A 22,043-nucleotide genomic window follows, 5' to 3' on the forward strand; every position below is an offset into this window, starting at 1 on the left:
TATTTCATGAATGCAGTCCGCTTTGTCGATAGCCGGTGCCTGGCCCTCGCGGCCAGCCTGACGGTCATTGCGGCATCGGCACCCGCTCAGGTGCCCTTGGCTGACAAGCCCGTCTTCGCGTCGGTCAACGTTCCGGGCAACCTCGCATTGGCGCTGTCGGTCGAGTACCCAACTGCCATCAGCGTTGCCCATCCGACCCGGACCTATTCAGCGGACAACACCTATATCGGCTACTTCGACCCGCTGAAGTGCTACGCCTACCGATACACGGATGGCGTTGGTGCCGACAACTATTTCTACCCTGTCAGTCGCACCACAACCCGAACATGCTCAGGCCAGTGGAGCGGCAACTACCTGAACTGGGCATCGATGCAGACCATCGATCCCTTCCGCTGGGCGCTCACGGGCGGCTATCGGGTGATCGACAAGCCCTCGTTGACCGTGCTTGAGAAGGCGTGGGGTACGAAACAAGGCGACACGAGAAACTTCCCCGACAGCAGCGTCTCCGATAGCGCCACGGTAAAGGGCGCGACGCCGTTCTCCACGGCCACCGGCATTGCGACCCGCATCTGGTCGCTGGGCAACAGGATGCGCTTCATGACGTCGACGGCCGGGACGCCCGCGCCGAACTACGGCGCCGCGCCGACGGCCTACGATCCGGACGCGAAGTACAAGGATGGCGACCTCTACGAGGTCTTCATCCGCGTCAAGGTCTGCGATGCTTCGAAGTCGGTCGACAACCTGGAAAGCAACTGCACGTTGTATGGCAAAGACTCCTACAAGCCGACCGGGCTACTGCAGCAGTACGCGGACAAGATCCGCTACAGCGCATTTGGGTACCTCAACAACACCGTCCTCGACACGGCGAATCTCAACCGGGACGGCGGCGTGCTGCGTGCACGCCAGAAGTTCATTGGCCCCCAGTTGCCCGTGCCGGGGGGGCTACCCGTGGCCAACGCGAACGCGGAATGGGAGGCCAGCACCGGCGTGATGATCGCCAATCCGGATCCAGGCGACGCCACCGCGACGAACGATGAGTTCATTGTTGCCGTGGCCGACAGTGGCGTGATGAACTACTTGAACAAGTTCGGGGAGATCACGCCCGGCGGCTACAAGTACTACGACCCGGTGAGCGAGCTGTACTACGGCGTGCAGCGTTATTTTCGCAACAAGGGCAACGTCCCTGCCTGGAGTTCGATGGCTGGTGCCGATGCGGCAGCCCGCAAGACATGGGCTGACGGCTTCCCCGTGATCACGTCATGGAAAGATCCAATTCAGTATTCCTGCCAACGCAACTTCATCCTGGGCATCGGTGACGTGAACACCCATGCAGACCGCAATCTCCCGGGGGCGACCGGTGGGTCGGAGCCTAAACAGCCGGACGAAGTCGGTAACGACGAGACGGTCGTCAACGCGAAGGAGTGGACGAACCGGGTGGGCGCGCTGCAAGGCCTCGGCGATTCCCTGGGGGCGGCACAGAACTACAACGGTTGCTGCACCAACAACGGTGCGTTGATGGCCGGCCTGGCGTATTGGGGCAATACGAACGACATGCGTCCCGATATGCCAGGCGATCAGACCATCAAGACTTATTGGCTGGACGTTCTCGAGTTCGGGAAGTTCAAGCCGAATAACCAGTTTTATCTGGCGGCGAAGTACGGCGGTTTTTCTCCGCCCGGCTCATTTTCACCATTGACCGCAACCAAGGCGCAGTTCGACGGCAGCAAGTCGTGGTGGGCGACCACCAGCGACACGGTGCCCAATGGTTCGCCCCGCCCCGACAACTACTTCACTGCAGCCCGGGCCGACCAGATGGTGGCCGGCCTGACCAAGACGTTCTCTAGCATTTCGTCCCAGCTCAACGCTTTTTCTACGTCGTTCTCGACGGCTCTGCCGCAGGTGTCGGCGCTTGGTGTGGCGGCATACGCGACGAAGTACGACGCCAAGACATGGACTGGCGAACTGATGGCCAGCAGCACGACCTTCGATGCTGAGACGGGCAACGTCGCCCAGGGCGCACGGTGGCGGTTCTCGGAGGTCCTGGCCGTGCAGGCTGCCGGCACCGGCTGGGATACGGGTCGCAATATCGTCACCTTCAACACGAAGAAGGATGTCGGCGTACCGTTCCGGATCGACACCATTTCTAGCGACCAGCGCCGCGCGCTGAACACCGAATATGAGAGCGGCAATGACGCCGACAACTATCTGAACTACGTGCGTGGTGAACGCACTCATGAACGCTCGTCCTCGGCCTCGGGTTCGACCCGCGCCTACCGTGATCGGGCCAACCTGGTGGGTGACATCGTCAACGCCAAGCCCCGTGCGGTCGGGCCGCCTGCCGCACCTTACTCGAGCGCCAACAACCCTGGCTACGACACCTTCAAAGCGAAGTACGCCGACCGCACGCCGATGGTGTATGTCGGTACCAACGCGGGCATGCTGCATGCCGTCGACGGCCGCCTGAGCGGTGACTCGGCGGGCAAGGAGGTTTGGGCCTATGTGCCGGGGGGCGTTTTCGATGGCCCCACATCGACACCCAGCGTGAATGGCCTGGCGTCCTTCGGCAATCCGGATTTCACGCACCACTACTTGCTGGATGCAACCCCTCTGGCCATCGACGTCGACTTGGGGCGCACGCCTGGCGGCCGCGGCACCGATTGGCGGACCCTCCTGATCGGCGGGCTTGGAAAGGGCGGCAAGACCCTCTACGCACTCGACATCACCGATCCGGCGTCGGTTACGGACGAGGCGACGGCGGCCCAGAAGGTGCTCTGGGAGTTCAGCGAATCCAGTTTGGGCTACACCTACAGTCAGCCGGCGGTCGTCAAGACACGCAAGTACGGCTGGGTTGTCGTGGTGGGCTCCGGCTACAACAACAACGGCGGGCAGGGCTACTTCTTCTTCATCAATCCCCGCACCGGCGCGCTGTTGGAGAAGGTGGCTGCGCCATGCAGCAACTGTTCAAGCAACAACCAGGCTGGCCTGGCCCACGTCAACGCCTTTGTGCTCGACCTGACCGATGGCATTGCCGACGCAATTTATGGCGGCGACCTGATGGGCAACGTGTGGCGTCTCGACGTGACGGGGTCGGGCGACTACCCCGAGCCGGTCAAGTTCGCAACATTGGTCGGTTCGGATGGCAAGGCGCTGCCCATCACCAGCAAGCCGCTGCCGGTCGTGCAACCGGAAACCAACAGGCGCTACATCACGGTGGGCACCGGCCGGTTGCTGGACACCAGCGACCTGAACAACAGGCAGGCCCAGCGATTCTTCGCAATCATCGACGGGACGAACGCGCAATTCAGCATCGATGGCCGCGTGAAAGGCACCAAGTCGGATTTGCCGCGCGGCATCACCTTCCCGCTGACGGTGTCCAACATGCTGCAGCTGACCGACCTGAACGCCAAGATCTCGTTGGATTTGCGGACTCAGCTGGGCTGGTATGTCGACCTGGGCGTGTCGGCCGGTGGGCCCGGCTGGCGGGTGCTGTCTGACCCGACGTCCTTCTACGGAACCGTTGCCTTCGCGGCGACGTCTCCGAGCACAGCAGACGTCTGTTCACCCAGCGGAAGCAGCCGCGTGTACGCCATCGACCTGGGTGCGGGGTATTGCGCGCTGAAGAATGGTGGTCAGGCTTGCTTTGCAACCACCAAGGGCATCGTCACTGATCTGCAGTACTACAGCGTCAACGTGAAAGGGGTCGGCAAATCTCAATTGATGGCGGGCAGCACTGGGGGGAGTTGCACGGGCAGCGATTGCACGGTGGAACACATTGAGACGCGTAATCCAAAGGGCCTAGGACTGCAGCGCATGAACTGGCGAGAGATTGTCGTCAACCACTGAAGCATTGGACGCAATCCGGCGATGTTCGAGCCGGACATCAAGGGCGGTCGTGCCAGCATCCCGCCAGAGAAGCTCAAGAGAGCCATGCCGCTGAATTCACCCATTCCACCCTCACTGTTGGCTCGGCCGCACTTGATCACCGCGTGGTGGCGCTGATGGGGCGCGCAGCATTGGCCTTAGGCGCACTGCAGCGTCGCATCCTGCTGGCCGGCCTCTCGGAGGCCGACATGCGCCGGGTGGAGGTCTTCCTCGCTGTGAACAGTGACCGGTTGCGGCAGGACTGGCGCATCGTGGCCGAGGGCCCGGTAGACGTCTATCTGCACGATGCCGACGAGTTGCCGACCATCCCGGGCAGCCAAGAGCGCGCGCCGCACCAAGTACGTGTCATGGACGAGCGCCACGCCGAACCCGGCAGCCAGTCCATCCTGCTGCGGCCGCTGCAATACGAGGCGTTCGTGGACATCCTGGCGGCCGTCGAGCAACAGTTCCCCGCAGTCGCGCCGCCACAGGCCCCCACCACACGCACTACGGCGCCCCTGCTCGCCGCCACCCGCGCTGCGCCGGCGCTCACGGCGCGGGAGGCCATGTGCTTCCGGCTGCGGCGCTGGCCCGGCGCGGGCGTGCTGGATGCCATCCATCAGGGCCTGCGCTTGGCCAGCTTCATCACTGTGCGCTACCTGACCGTGGACGAGCTGTCCTCGCTGAGCGGCGTGGACCGCGCTGGCTGCAGCACCTTTTTGAACACCATGATGGAACACGACCTGCTGCGCGCAGAACCGGCGCCCGGCGCTCGTCTGCCCGCCCGCGCATCAGCGAAGGCACCTGCTTCAGCAAGGCCGGACCACAGCCTGCTGACCAGCCTGCGCGCCAAGCTCGGTATTCGGAGGGAGGGACGCTGACCATGGACCTGAAGATCGTCTTCATCGGCACGCCTGGCGCCGGCAAGACCACGGCCATCGCTGCGCTGAGCGACATCGCGCCGATCGTCACTGACGTCGCCAACAGCGACCCCGGCCTCGCCAAGGCGGTGACCACGGTGGGGCTGGACTACGGCCATGTCGACCTCGGCGAGGGGGTGCGCGTGCGCCTATTCGGCACACCCGGCCAACAGCGCTTCGACTTCATGTGGCGCATCTTGGTCGAGCAGGCGCTGGGCCTGGTCATCCTGATAGACAACTCGCGCCCCGACCCGCTGGCCGACCTGCGCGTCTACCTCGACCACTTCGCCGACCTGCTGCCGCAGATGAACTGCGCCATCGGTGTGGGGCGCACGCTGGAATGCCCCGTGCCGACGCTGGACGACTTCGCCGACCTGCTGGCTGAGCGCGGCCTCGCCATCCCAACGCTGGCCGTCGATGTGCGCGAGCGCAACGACGTGCTGTTGCTGATCGACGCCATCTTGTCCCAGGCCGAAGCCAACGCCTGACCGACTCTCGCCACCTGCATGAACCTCTCCGACCATCCCTACGCCGCGTCCGGTGCGCGCGCCGCCCGCGAACTGCTGGAATCCATCGACGGCGCCCGCACCGTGCTGGTGGCCACGATCGACGGCTTCGCGCTGGCCGTGGCCAAGCGCCAATCCATCGACGCGGACCGACTGGCGGCCTTGGTCAGCTCCATCGGCGCGCTTGGCACCGCCGCCAGCCGCGAGACCGGCATCGGCACGCCACGCTGCCTGGTGGTCGAATCCACTGAGGGCCGCCTGGTGGTGCGCTGCGTAACGGCCGGCAGCCATGAACTGGTCGTCGCCGTGTTGACCGACACGCAGGCCCTGCTAGGCCGCGTGTGGACCGCGCTCGCGCGTGTCGACCAGGCGCTGGTCATTTCATGACCATCAACAAGGAAGCCCTCGCCGAGGCCGTCGGCGCACTGGCGCAGCGGCCTGGCATCCGTGGCTGCGCGCTGGTCGAGGTCGACTCCGGCATGGTATGGACCGCCCAAGGCGAACTGGCCGACAACGCCTCGCTATGGGAGGCAGCCTCCGACCACTGGCGGCTGCACAGCCGCCACGCGGCTCATTTCGACTGCCTGGGCGGCTTCATTGCCGTGGCGCTGTACCACGCCGACGGGCTGGTGGCGCTGTTCCGTTGCGCTGCCGATCCCGAGTTGCTCTTCATTGCCGTCGGCCAGCACCGCGCCGTCGACTGGCCCACGCTGCAGCGCATGGGCATGCGCGTCGGCGAACTGGCGGTGGGTCAGCACTGAGACCCGCCCCTCTACCTCTTTTGCAACCTGTCTGAATGACACGAAAGGAATACCTCATGGCCAATATCCGCCAGAGCCTCGAAGACCTCCTCACCGTCGACGGCGCCATGTGCGCTGCGGTGGTCGACTCCGGCAGCGGCATGATGCTGGGTTCCGCCGGTTCGGGCGTGGACCTGGAAGTGGCCGCCGCCGGCAACACCGAAGTTGTGCGCGCCAAGCTCAAGGTCATGCGCCACCTGGGCCTGAACGATGTCATCGACGACATCCTCATCACGCTGGGCAAGCAGTACCACATCATCCGCCCCATGTCCCGCAAGGAAGGCGTGTTCATCTACTTCGTGCTGGACAAGTCCAAGTCCAACCTCGCGCTGGCGCGCCGCAAGGTGCAGGACATCGAGCGCGAACTGACGATCTGAGCGGCGGCAGGGCTGGCGCACCGCGCGTAGCTCTTTGCCTCGGGCAGACCGTAGGGAGCTTGCGCCGTCTTGCTTCTAGCCTCGCCCTAGCTCAGCTCGGCAGGCCGGGCGGCGGTGTCATCAGTCCGGGGTCTTGCACGCCGTCGGCCTGGTAGGAGCCGAATCCCACCATGACCCGCGTCTGCGCATCTTCGCGGCGCGTGTCCAGCGCTTCACGCTCGACGACGAGCCGGTTCAACCGGTTCATCAACTGGGCGCCTTCGCGCTGGGCCGTCGAGCAGATCAACTGCGCCGATTCTTCGCTCAGATGATGGCCGTAGACCACATGGAAGCCGAAGCCAGGGACCGGTTGTTCCTGCAGATAGACGCGCTCGAAGCCGTTGAGGAGGTCGGACACCATCTCGCTCAGCAGCAGGCCCGTGCCCGTGGCACCTTCCACCACGCCGGTGGAGCGGCGCTGTACCGGCAGCACGCGGTCCTGCTCGTCCAGGATGACAAAGCCCTTGCGCAGCCATTCATCCAGCAGGGAGCGGGCGCGGATGTCCTTGTTGACGCTTTCCACCAGCGTCTCGAACGAGCGCGCGCCGCCCTGGCGGTGCGTGCGCGGCAGCGGCAGCATGTTGCCGTCTGCGTCCATGAAGTCCAGCGATGACGACCAGGCATCCAGCACCAGTCGCTCGATGTTCGGCCGAGGTCGTGGCGGGGTGTCTGAGCTCTCTCGCAGCGCCCGCACTTCGCGGCGCGACAGGCCGGTCAGCAGGGTGACGCGACTGTCCGAATTGGGTTTGCCCTTGACCGGTTCGAACTCCGTGGCCACCTCGAAGTAGACCGAGCGCAGCAGTTTGCAGAAGGCCTGGTAGGTGATGCCACTCGTGATGGCGATTCGCACCAGGCGGCGGAGCAGGTAGCGGAGCAAGGGTGAGAAATCGAAGTTCATGGTGGCAAACAGGAGGGCTGGCACGTGGTCGTGCCAGCCCTCATTCTCGGGCCCGGTCGGCCCGAGGCTTGCCGGGTCCTGGCGTCAAAGCTCGTGGCGAACGCTCAGGGCCAACATCCGCCCGGCTGGCGAATACCAGTCGCGGTTGCCGAGGGGTAAGGTCGGCGTGTACGGCATGCGGGCATTGGTCACGTTGAGCAACGTGCCGCGCAGCGTCCAATCCTTGCTGGGCCGGTAGGCCAGCGTCAGGTCCACCGTGTCGTAGCCGCCGACATCGCAGACGCCGGCGAAGCGCGCGCCGACGCAGGCCTGGTTGGCGACCGTGGCCCGGTAGCCGGAGAGATGGCGCAACGTCGCGCCCAAGTCCCAGGGGCCCGGCGACCAGGAGAAAGCGGTCGTGTTGCGCAGGCGGGGCATGCCCAGGTTGCCGGTATTGACGATCCAGTCTTGGTCGTCCGTGTCGACGCCACGCCAACGGTCCAGGTAGGTGGCTTCCACGGTGACGCGCAGGGGAGCGGTGCCGGGCAGCGGAAGCGATGCGCGCAGCGACACGTCAACGCCGCGCACCTGGGTGCGGCCCTGGTTCAGGTAGGCCTGATCCACCGTCGTGATGCGGCCCGGGATGGACTGGCCCGGAATGCTCACGGTGTCTGCCGGGCTGCGGTGCACGCGGCCGGCATACAGGGGGCTGGTACTGCCCTCCTTGTCAATGACGGACTGCTGATCCACGAAGACGATCTCGCTGCGACGGCGAATGTCCCAGTAGTCGACGGTCATCGAGAACTCGCTTACCGGCTCGTATACGAAGCCCAGGCCGTAGTTCGTGGAACGCTCCGGCTTGAGGTCGCTGTTGGCCTTGATGGAGCCGCTGTTGCGGTAGCCATCGCAGTCGATGTTGAAGTCGCCGCAGCGCATGGGGTCGAAGTTGACGAAGGCGAACAGCGGCACGTCGGATTTGCCGGACTCGCTCAAGGACGGTGCGCGGAAACCCTGCGACATGCTGGCGCGCATCTTGACGGTCGGCACCGGGGTCCAGGCCATGCCCAGCTTGGGCGTGATGGAGGAGCCGTAGTCCGAATAGTGGTCGCCGCGCAGGGCGAGCTGGGCCTGCAGTGACTTCAGCAGCGGCAGCTCGACTTCGCCGAACGCCGATACGACGTTGCGGCTGCCGCGGGTGCGGCCGGCGACTTGCAGGTACACCTGGCCACTGAAGATGCGCTCGTCCGGGTTGTAGACCCGCTCCTCGTGACGCACTTCGGCACCTGCGGCCACGTTGATCGGGCCGCCGGGCAGTTGGCCGAGCTGGCCGCTGATCTTGGCGTCGGCCATGGTGAATGCCGTGTGGCCATGGTCGACGGGGTTGATGCGCAACTGGTCGGCGGTGACCGAACCGGCCCCTGGGTTCTCGAAGTTGTAGGTGCCGTTCTGCACCGCATCGCGCAGCACCGGCAGGCTCACGCGATTCACGTAGGACACCTCCGAGGCGTCGCGGGCGTGCATCACGCCGGTTTCCCAGTCCCAGTCCTTGTAGGTGCCACGCAGGCCGGCCAGCAGTCGAGCCGTGTTGTTCGTGACGTGGATGCCCTGCTTGCCGACATCCGCGAACGAATAGGTGATGCCGGCCGGCTGCCCGGCGAAGGGATTGTTCGGATGGCCTTCGGGCAGGAACTGCGGGACGTACGACACGCCGCCGTCACGCCCGTTGGGTGTAGCGCCAAGGCCGCTGCCGAAGGGGACGGGCCAGTCGCTCTGCTTGTTGGTCAGCCGGGTGAGCGCCAGCTCGCCGAACAGCGTGGTGCTTTCGCCCAGCCGCATCTCCCCGTGGGTGAACAGGGTCTCACGCTGCGTGGGCGAGACGTACTGGATGTCTTTCCACGAGCTGTAGCCGCACAGGTTCAGCGCCGGCGTGAAGGTGCTGTTGAAAGCCCACCGGTTCTCGCTGGGGCAGTTGGCCGAAGGCTGGCCGGTGCGGGTGGCGACGCTGGACGCACCCGATGCCGGGTCGATGTTCACCCCGCTGTAGTAGTTGGGTGTGGGCGTGGACCGGTTGTTGAAGGGCTGTGCCGTGTAGTAGAAGCTGTTGTTGTGATGGCGCGCATCGACGACGCGGTCCACGACATCGCCCAACATGACTTCGTCGCGATGGTTGATGTCGACGGTGGCCACCCAGTTCCAGCCGTCACGGCGCAGATTGCCGCGGCCTGTCGTCAGGGCCGCCCATTGGTTGCCGAAGCCGCCCTTCACGCTGGAGCGCAGCTGGAGTTCGACCTCGGTGCTCTCGTAGTCGTCGCGCAGGATGATGTTGACGACACCCGCCATGGCGTCGGAGCCATAGATGGCGGAGGCGCCGTCCTTGAGCACTTCGATGCGCTTGATCGCCGTGCGCGGGATGGCGTCCACGTTCACGAAGTTCGTCCGGCCGTTGTTGATGTCCGGCACGCTGTAGGGTGCCAAGCGGCGGCCGTTGATCAGGATCAGCGTCGCCGTCGGGCCCAGGCTGCGCAGCGAAACGCCCGAGGCGCCGTACGCGAAGCTGCCGAATGAAGCCGCGTCGGTCATACCGCCAGCGCCGTTGGCGGTCAGCGACTGCAGGATTTCGGTCACCGACATGTTGCCGCTGCGGCGAATGTCCTCGGCCGTGATCACCTGCATCGGCAGGGCGCTCTCGAGGTCGACCCGGCGGATGTTGGAGCCGGTGACGGTGATCCGCTCTAGTTGGGTCGGCTCAGGCGATTTGCTCTGGGCGGTTTGCGCCTGCGCCTGAGCTGCGGTGCAGCAGAGAGCGGCCGCAACGGCCAGGCCGTGCAAGCGGGGCCGGTACCAAGTGTTCTGATTCATGCAACCTCCGCGCCAAGGGCGCCTATGGGCGAACTCGTCGGCCACCACCCCCTGGCGACCATTTGTGAAACGAGTTGTCCACTAGGTTGCGAAGTGTGGGAGGAAATGTCCACATTTGCGAGGTCTTAGAAACCCTCGTAACGGCGAGGCTTCGTGTGGACATGGGGGCTGCTGGCAGTCGGGCCTTGCCGCCCGCCGAGGCTGGCCAGCGGAAGCGCCGCACGAATTTCAGTCAACAGCGGCCCTGCCTGTGACGGATTTCGCAAAGCGCGCGCGTCTGCGGACATGCTTGGCCGAGCGTCAAGGTGCGACGCGCATCCCAGCGAACGTGGAGGGCCGAAGCGCTGTTCGTGTGATACGAAATGTCCACGTTGCGAATTCGCTACCGCCGAGCCTCCCAGCTGCCAAGAATCTGAATGAAGTTGTGGCGGTTGGGCAGATGCGTTCCCCGCCTGCACCGGTGCCGATCCAGTCAGACGTTGCGGAACACGGCAACGGCTTGCACCAAGCGCTCAGCCTGATTCTGGAACCATCACTGCGTGCGCGACCTGCGTGACGCCGTTGCTCTGTTCGGCGCTTGCGATGCTGATCTCGCCGACGATGTCCGACACGCGCTTGATGGAGTCAACGTCATCTCCATCTTGCCTCCCGCCGAGTCGACGAGGGCGCTGCCCGTTTCGACCCGCTCGATGCTGTCGGTGATCAGGTCCTTGATCTCGCGTGCCGCTTGAGCGCTGCGTTGCGCGTGGCCGCGCACCGCGCATCACCAGAATCGCGCCGATGCCCGCGCTTGCGTTGCCTGCACATGGCCGCGCATGTACAGCGACAGAGAGCCGAAAGCAGCGCCGACCAGCGCGGCCAGGCAAACCAGGGAAACCAGCAGCACCAGAATCGTGCCGATGCCCGCGCCGCCGGAGCTTTCCAGCGCGGCGGCGGTCTGCTCCAGGGCTTTGCGAAGCGGTTCAGAATCGTTCAGGATGGCGATCTGAGCTTCTTGTGCAGACACCATGCCTTGCAGGTTGTGCAGGATCGCAACGCCCTGAACGCGCGTCTGCTCGTACTGCTTCAGCAGCGTCTGTAGACCCTCCTTCAGCTGTGGGTCGCGCACGGCGTTCAGGCGCAGCTCAGGGCTGCCGCTGATCAACGCTTCGGTGATGAGCTTGAAGGAGTTCAAGTCCTTGCCGAGCTTGAAGACCGCAGACGGGCTGACCCCCTGCTGCGTCAGCAATTCGTTGGCGCTCTTGCCGATACGCTGGCTCAGCATGACCAATTGACTGGCCGCAGAGATCTCGCCGGTCGACGCGCCAACCTGCAGCGTCAGGGCCGATACGGCCTCGGCGCTTTCCAGCAGCTCGTCAGATTGACTGTTGATGTTGTGCAGCGCCTGGTCGACCTGGGCCAGGATCATTTCCTGGGCCGCCACGATCTTGGCGTTCTTCTCGGCGCGTTCGATTAGCGGCTGAAGCCGATCCAGCGTCGGTTGCACATCGGCCGGTGCGGCGGCCAATTCGCCATCACCGGTACGCAAATGGTTGATGACGCCACTCAATGTGCCGACGGATTCGCGCAGTTCCGCGAAGGCCGCCGAGTTGCGGGTATTGACTGCCAACATGGACTTGGCCATGCGCTGCGAGTGCATCAGCGCCTGACCGACGGCACGCACCTGTGCGGCGCTGCGGTTGGAGCTGATCAGTGCCATGCTGACCATAGCCGCCATGCCGGCGAGGCCGAGCACGACCAGGCCGATCAGCACGCGCTGGCGTTGACGCCCGAACAAGCCACCGAGCTGCTCTGTGCCGGTGGTCACCCGGGGCGATTGCAGCGTCGGATCGGCGGTCTCGGTCGCGAGACCAGCGAGAGGGAGATCGGCGTTTTGTGTCGCGTCAAAGCCGGCACCGCCGTGCGAGTTGACGATCGTGTCGTGTGCCTGCGGCACTTCCTGCTGCGGCTTGTCGGCTGCAAACTCTCCCCTGATCTTGTCCAGCAGGCTCATCCCACCCTCGCTTCAATGTTTGTGATGTCCGCCCGCTCCCGCGCGGGCTGTTGACGCGTCCCTTCGGCGCCAACAGAGCCGGCACGGTAACGAAGCCATCGCGCGAAGTCATGACCAAGTCCTGCCTGAGATGCATCGCCGACTGCGGGGCAGGCGCGGTATTGCGAAACGCCCACGCAGCGGCGCGAGCCTTCGGCCGAGCAGGCGCATGCGTCGCCACCGCCTACACCTGCGCACTGCACTGGAAGGGCACCGGCGACGCCCGCTACGCCGACAAGGCCGTGCAAATCATGAATGCCTGGTCGTCGACGCTGACCCTGATCGCTGGCGGCACCGAAGCCTGGCTGGCCGCCGGCATCCAGGGCTACCAGTTCGCCAACGTCGGCGAGATCATGCGCACCTACGATGGCCTGAAGCCTGCCGACCTGCTGGCGTTTCAGTCGATGATGAAGCGGGTCTTCTACCGCATCAACCACGGCTTCCTGTCGAACCACAACGGAACCCCGATCAGCCACTACTGGGCCAACTGGGCCCTGTGCAACATCGCGTCCCTCATCGCCATCGGCGTGCTGTGCGACGACAAGGACATCTTCGACGAGGGCGTGAACTACTTCAAGGCCGGGCCAGGCAACGGCGCGATCGCGCAGGCGGTGTACTACATGCACCCCGGCAAGCTGGGCCAATGGCAGGAGTCGGGTCGCGACCTGATGCTGACCCTTCGCTCGAAGTCGGGCCTGCTCCGCTTCGCCATCGCCGTCGACGGCACCTACGCCGAGCAGTTCGTCGAGAGCAGCGCCGCCCTGCCGATCGGTCGCTGGGTGCACCTCGCGGTGACGCTGTCGGGACAGACGGCGACCCTGTACGTCGACGGCCTCGCCGTCGGCGTGAATGCGGACATGGCGCTGACGCCGGCGCAGGTGGGCCCCGCGCCCACCAACTGGATTGGACGGTCTCAATTCGTGTCGGATCCGAGGCTCCACGGCCGGGTCGACGACTTCCGCATCTGGCGCAGCGCGCTCGACGACGCCGCCGTCGCGGCCCTGGCCGCAGCCTGATCAGGCTGTCGGTTCGTGCCCTGCCTCGTCACCAATCGAGAAGCGGACCATCACGCTGAACTCGACGATCAGTGGCATCCACCAGCTGCAAGGCCTTCTCAAGGGGAACCATGAGGAGCCGGCCGCCGGCCTCGTCAGGGAAATGGCGCCGCCATCGCGCCTGCAGCGTGACGGCAGGCCGCGCGGCTCGCCATCTCACGTCCGTTCGGCTGCGGGCACGTTATCGGTCCCGTCGTTGCCGAAAGCCCGAGCGACGCACGTGCGTTGATCGAGGCGGCGCTCGCGCGCAGTGTCCTACTTGGCCGGTGGAGAGCCGTTCATGTGGGAAGGTTTGTGGGAAGCGGAACGGGGAAAAGTCAAAAGGGGACACTCAGTTAAGAGCGTCCCCTATGGACAACGACTTGGTGGTGGAGAGGAGGAGGATCGAACTCCCGACCTCCGCATTGCGAACGCGGCGCTCTCCCAGCTGAGCTACCCCCCCACGCGAGCGCAAAGTATAGCCACGCACATCACCCCCGCCGCCCGGTTGGGGGCCGCTAAATCAACGTCGTCATCGCCGGCGGCTCAGGCCGGCAGCGACACGGCGTCGAGCAGCTCGCTCTCTATCTGCAACTGCGCCTTGTTGTGCTGCAGCGCCGGGCCGTCGAGCAGGAAGGTGTCTTCTACGCGTTCGCCCAGCGTCGAGATCTTGGCGAGCTGCAGGTTGATGCCGTGCCGCGCCAACACGCGGGCGATGGCGTAGAGCAGGCCGGCGCGGTCGCTGGTGCTGATGGTCAGCAGCCAGGCGGTGGCGCGCTCGTCGGGGCGCAGCGAGATGCGCGGGGTGTAGGGGAAGCTCTTGACGCGGCGGGATAGCCGCCCACGGCGCGGTTCGGGCAGCGGGCCGCTGGCCTGCAGGACGGTGCTGAGCTTTTGCTCGACCATGGGCACGAGGTCGCGGTGGTGCACGTCGGCCTCCGGGCGGATGGCCTGGAAGGTGTCCAGTGCGTAGCCCTTGCGCGTGGTGTGCACCTTGGCGTCGAGGATGTTGAAGCCGGCGGTGTCGAAGTAGCCGCAGATGCGGGCGAAGAGGTCGGGCTGGTCGGGCGCGTAGACCAGCACCTGCAGGCCTTCGCCGACGGGCGAGGGGCGGGCGCGCACGACGGGCACCAGCGTCTCGACGTGGCGCCACAGCGAGCGCGCATGCCAGGCCAGCTCGGCGCCGTCGTGGCGTGCAAAGTAGCTGACGGCGAGCGTCTTCCACAGCGGCTCTTCGGTGCCGGGCAGCTGGGAATGCAGGGCCAGGGTTTGCCTCGCCTCCTGCTTGCGGGCCTCGATCTCGGCGTCCATGTTGATCTTGGCGCCACCCAGAGCCCGCAGCGTGATGCGGTAGAGGTCCTCCAGCAGCTTGCCCTTCCAGGCGTTCCAGACCTTGGGGCTGGTGCCGCGAATGTCGGCCACGGTCAGCAGATACAGGGCCGTGAGGTGGCGTGCGTCGCCCACCTTGGCGGCGAAGGCGGCGATGACGTCGGGGTCGGACAGGTCTTCCTTCTGCGCCACGCGCGACATCGTCAGGTGATGCTCGACGAGGAAGACGCACAGGGCCGTGTCGTCGGCGCCCACGCCGTGCTGGCGGCAGAAGCGCTTGACCTCCACGGCGCCCAGCTCGGAGTGGTCGCCGCCGCGGCCCTTGGCCACGTCGTGGAAGAGGGCGGCGATGTAGAGCACCTCGGGCGTGTCGAACTGTGCGGCGAGCTGGGAGCAGAAGGGGTACTCATGCACATGCTCGGGCACGAAGAAGCGCCGCACATTGCGCAGCACCATCAGGATGTGCTGGTCCACGGTGTAGACGTGGAAGAGGTCGTGCTGCATCTGCCCGACGATGGCGCGGAAGACCCACAGGTAGCGGCCCATGACCGAGGTTTCGTTCATCAGCCGGAAGGCGTGCGTCTGGCCTTCGGGCGCGCGCAGCATGGCCATGAAGGTCGCGCGGTTGACCGGGTCGCGCCGCCAGGCCGCGTCCATCAGGCCGCGGGCGTTGTACAGCGCCCGCAGCGTGCGCGCCGACAGGCCCTTGATGCCCGGCGTCAGCTGGTAGACGAGGAAGGTGCGCAGGATGGCGTGGGGGTCGCGCTGGTAGAGGTCGTCGGTGGCCACCTCCAGCATGCGGCCGCGGTCGCGGTAGTCCGGCTGGCCGTCGATGGGGTGCAGCAGGCCCTGCCGCGACTCGTTGATCTGCTCTTCCAGGTTGAGCAGCAGGATCTGGTGCAGCTGCGTGACGGCCTTGGCCGCCCAGTAGTAGCGCCGCATCAGCACTTCTGACGCGCGCTGCGAGGCTGTGCCCTCGAAGCCGAAGCTCTGGGCCACGGCGGTCTGCTGGTCGAAGACGAGGCGGTCCTCGCGCCGGCCGGCCACGGCGTGCAGGCGGGCGCGGATGAGCGTCAACTGACCCTCGTTGCGCTGCAGCTGGCGGCTCTCGAAAGGCGTGATGAGACCGCGGTGGGCCAGCTCCTTCCAGGTGCTGCCCAGGCCCGCCGCGCGGGCAATCCAGATCAGCATCTGCAAGTCGCGCAGGCCACCCGGGCTTTCCTTGCAGTTGGGCTCCAGCGCGTAGGGCGTGTCGTCGAACTTGGTGTGGCGTTGCAAGGCTTCCAGCGTCTTGGCACGGAAGAACGCCCTGGGGTCCATGGCCAGCATGAAGCGCTTGGCCATCTGCTTGAACAGCTTGGTGTCGCCGGCCAGCGGGCGGGCTTCGAGCAGGGCCGTCTGCACGGTCACGTCGTTCTCGGACTCGCTCAGGCATTCGCCCAGCGTGCGCACCGAGGAGCCGATCTCCAGGCCGACATCCCAGCAGGAGGTGATGAAGCCTTCGATGGCCGACTTGACCTCGCCGGGTACGTGGGCTTCTACCCCATCGGGCAGCAGCACGAGCACGTCGACGTCGGAATGGGGGAACAGCTCGCCGCGGCCATAGCCGCCGACCGCCGCCAGGCAAAACCCTTCCGGCATGCCGGCCTGCGTCCACAACGCCCGCAGCGTGTCGTCGACATGGCGGGCGAGGCGGTGCAGCAGCCGCAGGGCATCGGCCTGCGTCGGGCGCTCGGCCAGGAAGCCGTCGATCAGCGCCTGCTTGCCGGCCTTGAACTGTTGGCGGAGATCGGCGATCGTCGCCACGTCAGGCAGCGGCGGCGGTTGCGGCTTGTGTGATGAAGGCCGGCGGCGGCGGGCTGCCGGCAGACACGGTCATGACCTCGTAGCCGGTGTCGGTGACAAGAATGGTGTGCTCCCACTGGGCCGACAGCGAGCGGTCTTTGGTGGCGATGGTCCAGCCATCACCTGTCTCGCGGATCTCCCGGCGGCCGGCGTTGATCATGGGCTCGATGGTGAACATCATGCCGGGCACCAGTTCGTCCAGCGTGCCGGGGCGGCCGTAGTGCAGCACCTGCGGGTCCTCGTGGAAGACCAAGCCAATGCCGTGGCCGCAGAACTCGCGCACGATGGAGAAGCCAGCGTTCTCGGCGAAGGTCTGGATGGCGTGGCCGATGTCGCCCAGGCGCGCGCCGGGCTTGACCTTGGCGATGCCCTTCCACATGGCTTCATACGTGAAGGCGCACAGGCGCTTGGCCGCGATGGAGCCCTCGCCGACGACGAACATGCGGCTGGTGTCGCCGTGCCAGCCGTCCTTGATGACGGTGACGTCGATGTTGACGATGTCGCCGTTCTTCAGCGCCTTGTCGTTCGGGATGCCGTGGCAGACCACCTGGTTCACCGACGTGCAGATCGACTTCGGGTAGGGGATGTAGCCGGGCGGGCAGTAGTTCAGCGGCGCCGGGATGCCCTGCTGCACGTTGACGATGTAGTCGTGCGCGAGCTTGTCCAGCTCGTTGGTGGTGATGCCCGGCTGGACGTGCGCCGTAAGCATGTCCAGGACTTCGGACGCGAGGCGTCCGGCGATGCGCATGCCTGCAACGTCGGCTGCGGTCTTGATCGTGATGGCCATGCGGGAATTATCTCAGTTGGCCGGTTGGCGGGCCGAGCGCCGGGCCGCTCCCAAGCCGGCCCGCGTTGGGCGATGTGCTTGCGGCTCGATGCCGCAAGCATCGCCGTCCCTGCGGGGGCTGAGCCTGGACACGGCGCGCCCAGTGGGCGCGGTGTGCCTGGCGAAGCGCTGCGGCTTATGCTGCAGCGCGGTCCCAGACCGGCCTCGCTCGCGTTCAGCGATGAGAGGCTGGGCGAGGGGCCTGTTCAATTCAGTCCGCCCAGACCACGGTGCCCGTCAACCATGTGGCCAGCACGACGAGGCCGAAGGCGATGCGGTACCAGGCGAACGGCACGAAGTTGTGGGTGGCGACGTAGCGCAGCAGCCAGCGCACGCAGGCCCAGGCCGCCAGGAAGCTGACAACGAAGCCCACCGCGAACATCGGCGCATCAGCCATCGACAGCACATGGCGCTCCTTCCACAGGCTGTACCCGCCCGCCGAGATCAGGGTCGGGATGGCGAGGAAGAAGGAGAAGTCGGTCGCCGCCTTGCGCGACAGGCCGAGCAGCATGCCGCCGATGATGGTGGCGCCCGAGCGGCTGGTGCCGGGGATCATGCCCAGGCACTGCACGAGGCCCACCTTCAGCGCGTCCAGCGCGGTCATGTCATCCACCGTCTGCACGCGGGCGACGGGCTGGGCGCGCTTCTCCGCCCACAGGATGATGAGCGCGCCGACGATGAAGGCGCCGGCGACGACCGGGGCGTTGAACAGGTGCGCCTTGATGGCCTTGTAAACCGTCAGCCCGACGACGGCAGCCGGGAGGAAGCCAATGGCGATGTTCAGCACGAAGCGCTGCTGCTTCGCGCTATTGGTGATGCCGCCCAGCGCCTCGCGGATGCGCGCCCAGTAGACGATCAGCACAGCCAGGATGGCGCCGCTCTGGATGGCGATATCGAAGACCTTGGACTTGGCGTCCGTCATGCCGAGCAGGCTGCCGGTCAGGATCAGGTGGCCTGTGGACGAGACGGGCAGGAACTCGGTCAGCCCTTCGACGATGCCCATGATGGCGGCTTTGATCAGCAGGATGACGTCCACGTACAGCTCCGGAAAAACAAGGATTGAAAAGGGCGGCGCAGTGTAGCTAGGAGCCTGCGCGGCAGAGGGCGCGGGCCATGCCCTCTGCCGCGCAGGCTCCCTCTTGCAGAACTCGTGCCCGGACCTTGCCGCGCACTGACCCCAGGGCTACATTACTGACCCTCGGGTCATTAACTCCGCCGCCTTGGCCACTGCTACTCCCCGTCAACGCCGCAAGGACGCCCGCCCGCAGGAGCTGCTGGACGCAGCGCTGGCGCTGTTCGTCGAGAAAGGCTTCGCCGCCACACGCAGCGAGGAGGTGGCCGCGCGCGCCGGCGTCGCCAAGGGCACGCTCTACCGCTACTACCCGAGCAAGGACGAGCTGTTCAAGGCCATGGTGCGCGAGAACCTGTCCGTGCACATCGCCGAATCGGCCGCCCAGGCCGCGCAGTACGAAGGCCCTATTGCCGAACTGCTGAGTCAGATGATGCAGGCCTGGTGGGCCAAGGTAGGCCACGGCAACGCGGGTGGCGTGTGCAAGATCATGATGGTCGAGGCGCGCAACTTCCCGGAGCTGGCCCGCTTCTACGTCGATGAGGTCATCGACCCGTCCAAGCAGCTCATCGGCGGCCTCATCGAGCGGGGCGTTCGCAGCGGCGAGTTCCGTGCCGTGCCGGTGGAGGCGACGGTGCACCTGCTGATCGCGCCCATGCTGCACATGCTGCTGTACGACCACTCCTTCGGCAGCCACGACGTCTGCCACCAGACCATGAGCGCCGAGGCCTTGCTGGAGGCCCAGATGTCATTGCTGCTGCACGGGCTGCTCGCGACCCCTCAGCCCACCTAGAATTTTGGTTTTTACCGCCGTACCGCGCCCGGAGAACAAGATGAACCTCGAACAAGCCCGCTTCAACATGATCGAGCAGCAGATCCGCCCCTGGGATGTGCTCGACACCAGCGTGCTGGAGCTGCTGCACGTGGTGCATCGCGAGGATTTCGTGCCCGAGGAGCACAAGGTCCAGGCCTTCGTCGACGTCGAGCTGCCGCTGACCGCCACGCGCCGCATGCTGGCGCCCAAGGTCGAGGCGCGGCTGTTCCAGGAACTCAAGGTGCAGCGCCACGAGAAAGTGCTGGAGATCGGCGCCGCCACCGGCCATCTGGCCGCGCTGCTCGGTCACAAGGCGCAGCGCGTGATTGCCCTGGAGGCCGATGCCGGCCTGGCCGCGCTGGCCGCCGCCAACCTCAGGCGGGCCGGCGTGCTCAACGTCAATGTGTTGAACCAGGACGGCGTCAGCGGCCTGCCCGCCGAGGAGCCCTTCGACGCCATCCTGCTCTCCGGCTCGGTCGCCGCTGTGCCGCAGGCGCTGCTCAACCAGCTCAAGGTCGGCGGCCGCCTGGTGGCCCTCGTCGGTGAGGAGCCGGTCATGCGCGCCGTCATCGTCACGCGCACCGGCGCCAGCGACTTCCGCCGCGTCGAACTGTTCGACACCGTCGCCGGCCGCCTGCCCGGTTTCGCTGAAGCGCCCGCCTTCAGCTTCTGATCGGATGCCCGCCGCCCGTCGCCGCCAAACGCCGCCTGCCGCCGTCGTGGGGCAACTCGTCACATGGCTTCAGTCACCGGCGGGCTTTGCGTCTATAACCCCGGCCGCTGCTTAAAACATTGCTCCAGCCAAGGAATCCCATGCCTCTCGTCAAAGCCCAACGCCTGATCCTGCAACCGCTGGCCATCGCAGCCGGCCTTTTGCTCTCAGGTGCGGCCCAGGCCCAGAGCCTGCAGGAGCTCTACGACGCCGCGCGGGGCTATGACGCGACCTACCTGTCCACCCACTCCAGCGCAGACGCAGCAGCGGCCCGCGCGGCGCAGGCCGAGGCGCTGATCCGCCCATCGCTGGGCCTGTCGGCCTCCGGCACGCAGGCGCGCACCGATCCGCCCGGCGGCATCGCGATCAACAACCGCACGCTGACGGCCGGGCTGCAGGGCCGGTACTCGGTCTACAACGCGGCCAACCCGCCCACCATCGACAAGGCCCGCCGCGGCTTCGAGGCCGCGCAGGCGGACCTGGAATCCGCCGAGCAGGACCTCATCGTGCGCCTGGCCACGGCTTATTTCGACGTGCTTGCCGCCAAGGATGCGCTGACCACTTCGCAGGCCAACAAGGCCGGCATCTCGGAGCAACTGGCCTCAGCCAAGCGCAATTTCGAGGTCGGCACCGCCACCATCACCGACACCCGCGAAGCCCAGGCCCGCTATGACCTGGCGGTGGCGCAGGAGCTGGCCGCCGACAACGACCTGCGCGTCAAGCGCGTGACACTGGACCAGTTCGTCGGCCGTGTCGGCGTCGAGCCCAAGGGCCTGGCCGTGCCCGTGGCGTTGCCCGCGCTGCCCAGCACCAATGTCGACACCTGGGTCGCCACCGCCGACGAGCAGCACCCGGTTGTGCGCAAGGCCCGCCTGGGCCTGGAAGTGGCCCAGCTCGACACCCAGATCGCGCGTGCCGGCGAGCGGCCGACGCTGGACGCCAACGCCACGCTGGGCGGCCAGAACCTGCACAACAACCTGAACGGCATTGCTGCGCAGTCGTCGGGTGTAGGCACCAGCAAGACGGCCAGCATCGGCCTGACGCTGACCTACCCGCTCTACACCGGCGGCCTGACGCAGAACCGCATCAAGGAAACCCTGGTGCTGGAAGACAAGGCCCGCAGCGACCTCGACTTCGCGCGCCGCGCCGTCGCCGAGGCCACGCGCCGCGCCTTCTTCGGCGTGCAGTCGCTCAAGGCCCAGGTCAGCGCCTACGAGGCTGCCGAGTCGTCCACCAAGCTGGCGCTGGAAGCCACCCAGCTCGGCTACAAGGTCGGCGTGCGCGTGAACCTTGACGTGCTGAACGCCCAGACCCAGCTCTACTCGACGCAGCGCGACCTGGCCAAGGCGCGCTACGACGTCGTCGTCAACAGCCTCAAGCTGCGCCAGGCCTCGGGCCAGCTGCGCGCCGACGATCTGAGCGCGGTCAACACGTTGCTGGTGAAGTAAGGGCTGCGCGTCACCTGAAGCGCGCCGAGCCCCGCTATTGGCGGGGCTTTTTCTTCGCCGCGATGGGCGGGGGCGTGGGCTCGGTCGCGACGGCTGACAGCGCCTTCAGCGGCGCATGCTCGCGCAGCACTCGCAGGATGATGGCGGTGGAAGTGGGCGTCTGCTGGCAGAAGCGCTGCAGCACCGCCTTCAGATGGGCCACGTCGCGCACGGCGATCTCCAGGATCCAGCTGTCCTCGCCGGTCACGTCATAGGCCGTCATCACCTCGGGGCTGGTGTCCAGCGCGTGCAGCATCAGCGACTCGTCCATCGCCTCGATGCGGATGACGGCGCGGATGGCATAGCCCAGCTGCCCGGCATCGACAACCGCCCGGTAGCCACGAATGACGCCAGCGTCCTCCAGCTTACGCACGCGCTCGCTGACGGCAGGCTGGCTCAGATGCACGCGCCGGCCCAGCTCCGCCATCGTCAGGCGGGCGTCGGCCTGCAGCTCGGCCAGGATGCGATGGTCGTGGTGATCGAGGTGGATGGCCATGAAAGTCTCTGTTGAGCGGCTGGAATTTAGTCAATGCTAAGAGCCTATCCGTAAATAATGTTTATTGTCAGCGGCACCTTGCGGAACGCGATGATCGCTGCGGCGATGTGGTTGAGCGCGAGGAAGCTGCGATCGAGTTTCTCGTATCGCACGAGCAGCT

Annotated in this window: 17 protein-coding genes, 1 tRNA gene and 3 pseudogenes; 11 read left to right on the forward strand and 10 right to left on the reverse strand. The window is 66.1% G+C overall.

The features are described from left to right. Positions 1-6 precede the first annotated feature (6 nt). From ABIS05_RS18460 to ABIS05_RS18485, 6 genes are all read left to right on the forward strand, one after another. Complete coding sequence (locus ABIS05_RS18460) at positions 7-3,843, forward strand: PilC/PilY family type IV pilus protein (RefSeq protein WP_348013378.1); 3,837 nt, start codon at positions 7-9, stop codon at positions 3,841-3,843. A gap of 155 nt (positions 3,844-3,998) precedes the next feature. After that, positions 3,999-4,742 (forward strand): hypothetical protein, encoded by a 744-nt coding sequence (locus ABIS05_RS18465; protein ID WP_348063304.1) that lies wholly within the window; start codon positions 3,999-4,001, stop codon positions 4,740-4,742. Positions 4,743-4,744: 2 nt separating this feature from the next. Next, on the forward strand, positions 4,745-5,269 hold the full coding sequence (locus tag ABIS05_RS18470) for a GTPase (protein ID WP_348013380.1): 525 nt from the start codon (positions 4,745-4,747) through the stop codon (positions 5,267-5,269). Between the two features lie 18 nt (positions 5,270-5,287). Next, entirely contained in the window at positions 5,288-5,674 is a 387-nt protein-coding gene (locus ABIS05_RS18475) for a roadblock/LC7 domain-containing protein (RefSeq protein ID WP_348013381.1), read from the forward strand. Then, positions 5,671-6,048, forward strand: a complete 378-nt coding sequence (locus tag ABIS05_RS18480) for a hypothetical protein (RefSeq protein ID WP_348013382.1) — start codon at positions 5,671-5,673, stop codon at positions 6,046-6,048. Before ABIS05_RS18475 ends, ABIS05_RS18480 begins: the two co-directional genes overlap by 4 nt. Before the next feature lie 56 nt (positions 6,049-6,104). Continuing rightward, complete coding sequence (locus ABIS05_RS18485) at positions 6,105-6,464, forward strand: hypothetical protein (protein ID WP_348013383.1); 360 nt, start codon at positions 6,105-6,107, stop codon at positions 6,462-6,464. Between the two features lie 91 nt (positions 6,465-6,555). Here the strand turns inward: ABIS05_RS18485 and ABIS05_RS18490 are convergent, their stop codons facing one another. The 4 genes and pseudogenes from ABIS05_RS18490 to ABIS05_RS18505 all read right to left on the reverse strand — a co-directional run bounded on the left by ABIS05_RS18490 (position 6,556) and on the right by ABIS05_RS18505 (position 12,232). Further along, on the reverse strand, positions 6,556-7,401 hold the full coding sequence (locus tag ABIS05_RS18490; RefSeq protein WP_348013384.1) for a DUF6502 family protein: 846 nt from the start codon (positions 7,399-7,401) through the stop codon (positions 6,556-6,558). Between the two features lie 84 nt (positions 7,402-7,485). Then, the gene (locus ABIS05_RS18495) at positions 7,486-10,239 is read right to left on the reverse strand and encodes a TonB-dependent receptor domain-containing protein (protein ID WP_348013385.1); all 2,754 of its coding nucleotides are present in this window, start codon (positions 10,237-10,239) and stop codon (positions 7,486-7,488) included. Between the two features lie 533 nt (positions 10,240-10,772). Further along, positions 10,773-10,996 (reverse strand): annotated as a pseudogene (locus ABIS05_RS28255) (methyl-accepting chemotaxis protein); the annotation flags it as partial. Positions 10,997-11,002: 6 nt separating this feature from the next. Continuing rightward, entirely contained in the window at positions 11,003-12,232 is a 1,230-nt protein-coding gene (locus tag ABIS05_RS18505) for a type IV pili methyl-accepting chemotaxis transducer N-terminal domain-containing protein (RefSeq protein ID WP_348013386.1), read from the reverse strand. A gap of 110 nt (positions 12,233-12,342) precedes the next feature. Here ABIS05_RS18505 and ABIS05_RS28260 point away from each other — a divergent pair. Beyond that, positions 12,343-12,936, forward strand: a pseudogene (locus ABIS05_RS28260) (alginate lyase family protein); the annotation flags it as partial. A gap of 3 nt (positions 12,937-12,939) precedes the next feature. Further along, positions 12,940-13,287, forward strand: a complete 348-nt coding sequence (locus ABIS05_RS28265) for a LamG domain-containing protein (RefSeq protein ID WP_407074890.1) — start codon at positions 12,940-12,942, stop codon at positions 13,285-13,287. A gap of 405 nt (positions 13,288-13,692) precedes the next feature. On the opposite strand, the gene ABIS05_RS18515 is transcribed toward ABIS05_RS28265, so the two are convergent. The 4 genes from ABIS05_RS18515 to ABIS05_RS18530 all read right to left on the reverse strand — a co-directional run bounded on the left by ABIS05_RS18515 (position 13,693) and on the right by ABIS05_RS18530 (position 18,341). After that, positions 13,693-13,768 (reverse strand) — tRNA-Ala (locus tag ABIS05_RS18515). 83 nt (positions 13,769-13,851) lie between these two features. Further along, a complete protein-coding gene (locus ABIS05_RS18520) occupies positions 13,852-16,440 on the reverse strand; it encodes a [protein-PII] uridylyltransferase (RefSeq protein WP_348013388.1) in 2,589 nt (862 codons plus the stop codon). Between the two features lies 1 nt (position 16,441). Next, on the reverse strand, positions 16,442-17,266 hold the full coding sequence (gene map / locus ABIS05_RS18525; RefSeq protein WP_348013389.1) for a type I methionyl aminopeptidase: 825 nt from the start codon (positions 17,264-17,266) through the stop codon (positions 16,442-16,444). A 250-nt stretch (positions 17,267-17,516) separates the two neighbouring features. Further along, positions 17,517-18,341: an undecaprenyl-diphosphate phosphatase gene (locus ABIS05_RS18530; RefSeq protein WP_348013390.1), complete on the reverse strand. Its 825-nt coding sequence runs from the start codon at positions 18,339-18,341 to the stop codon at positions 17,517-17,519. Between the two features lie 184 nt (positions 18,342-18,525). Here ABIS05_RS18530 and ABIS05_RS18535 point away from each other — a divergent pair, with 184 nt between their 5' ends. The 3 genes from ABIS05_RS18535 to ABIS05_RS18545 all read left to right on the forward strand — a co-directional run bounded on the left by ABIS05_RS18535 (position 18,526) and on the right by ABIS05_RS18545 (position 21,348). Next, positions 18,526-19,167 (forward strand): TetR/AcrR family transcriptional regulator, encoded by a 642-nt coding sequence (locus tag ABIS05_RS18535; RefSeq protein WP_348013391.1) that lies wholly within the window; start codon positions 18,526-18,528, stop codon positions 19,165-19,167. A gap of 40 nt (positions 19,168-19,207) precedes the next feature. Beyond that, positions 19,208-19,861 (forward strand): protein-L-isoaspartate O-methyltransferase, encoded by a 654-nt coding sequence (locus ABIS05_RS18540; protein WP_348013392.1) that lies wholly within the window; start codon positions 19,208-19,210, stop codon positions 19,859-19,861. A 140-nt stretch (positions 19,862-20,001) separates the two neighbouring features. Then, positions 20,002-21,348, forward strand: coding sequence for a TolC family outer membrane protein (locus tag ABIS05_RS18545; protein WP_348013393.1), 1,347 nt, complete (start codon positions 20,002-20,004; stop codon positions 21,346-21,348). Between the two features lie 34 nt (positions 21,349-21,382). Here the strand turns inward: ABIS05_RS18545 and ABIS05_RS18550 are convergent, their stop codons facing one another. Next, positions 21,383-21,883 carry an Lrp/AsnC family transcriptional regulator gene (locus ABIS05_RS18550; RefSeq protein ID WP_348013394.1) on the reverse strand — a complete coding sequence of 167 codons (501 nt, stop codon included), beginning with the start codon at positions 21,881-21,883 and terminating at the stop codon, positions 21,383-21,385. 44 nt (positions 21,884-21,927) lie between these two features. Next, a pseudogene (locus ABIS05_RS18555) lies at positions 21,928-22,043 on the reverse strand (IS5/IS1182 family transposase); the annotation flags it as partial.

Origin of the sequence: Roseateles sp., from assembly GCF_039929605.1 — a bacterium.
In the GTDB taxonomy this organism is placed as follows: domain Bacteria; phylum Pseudomonadota; class Gammaproteobacteria; order Burkholderiales; family Burkholderiaceae_C; genus Pelomonas.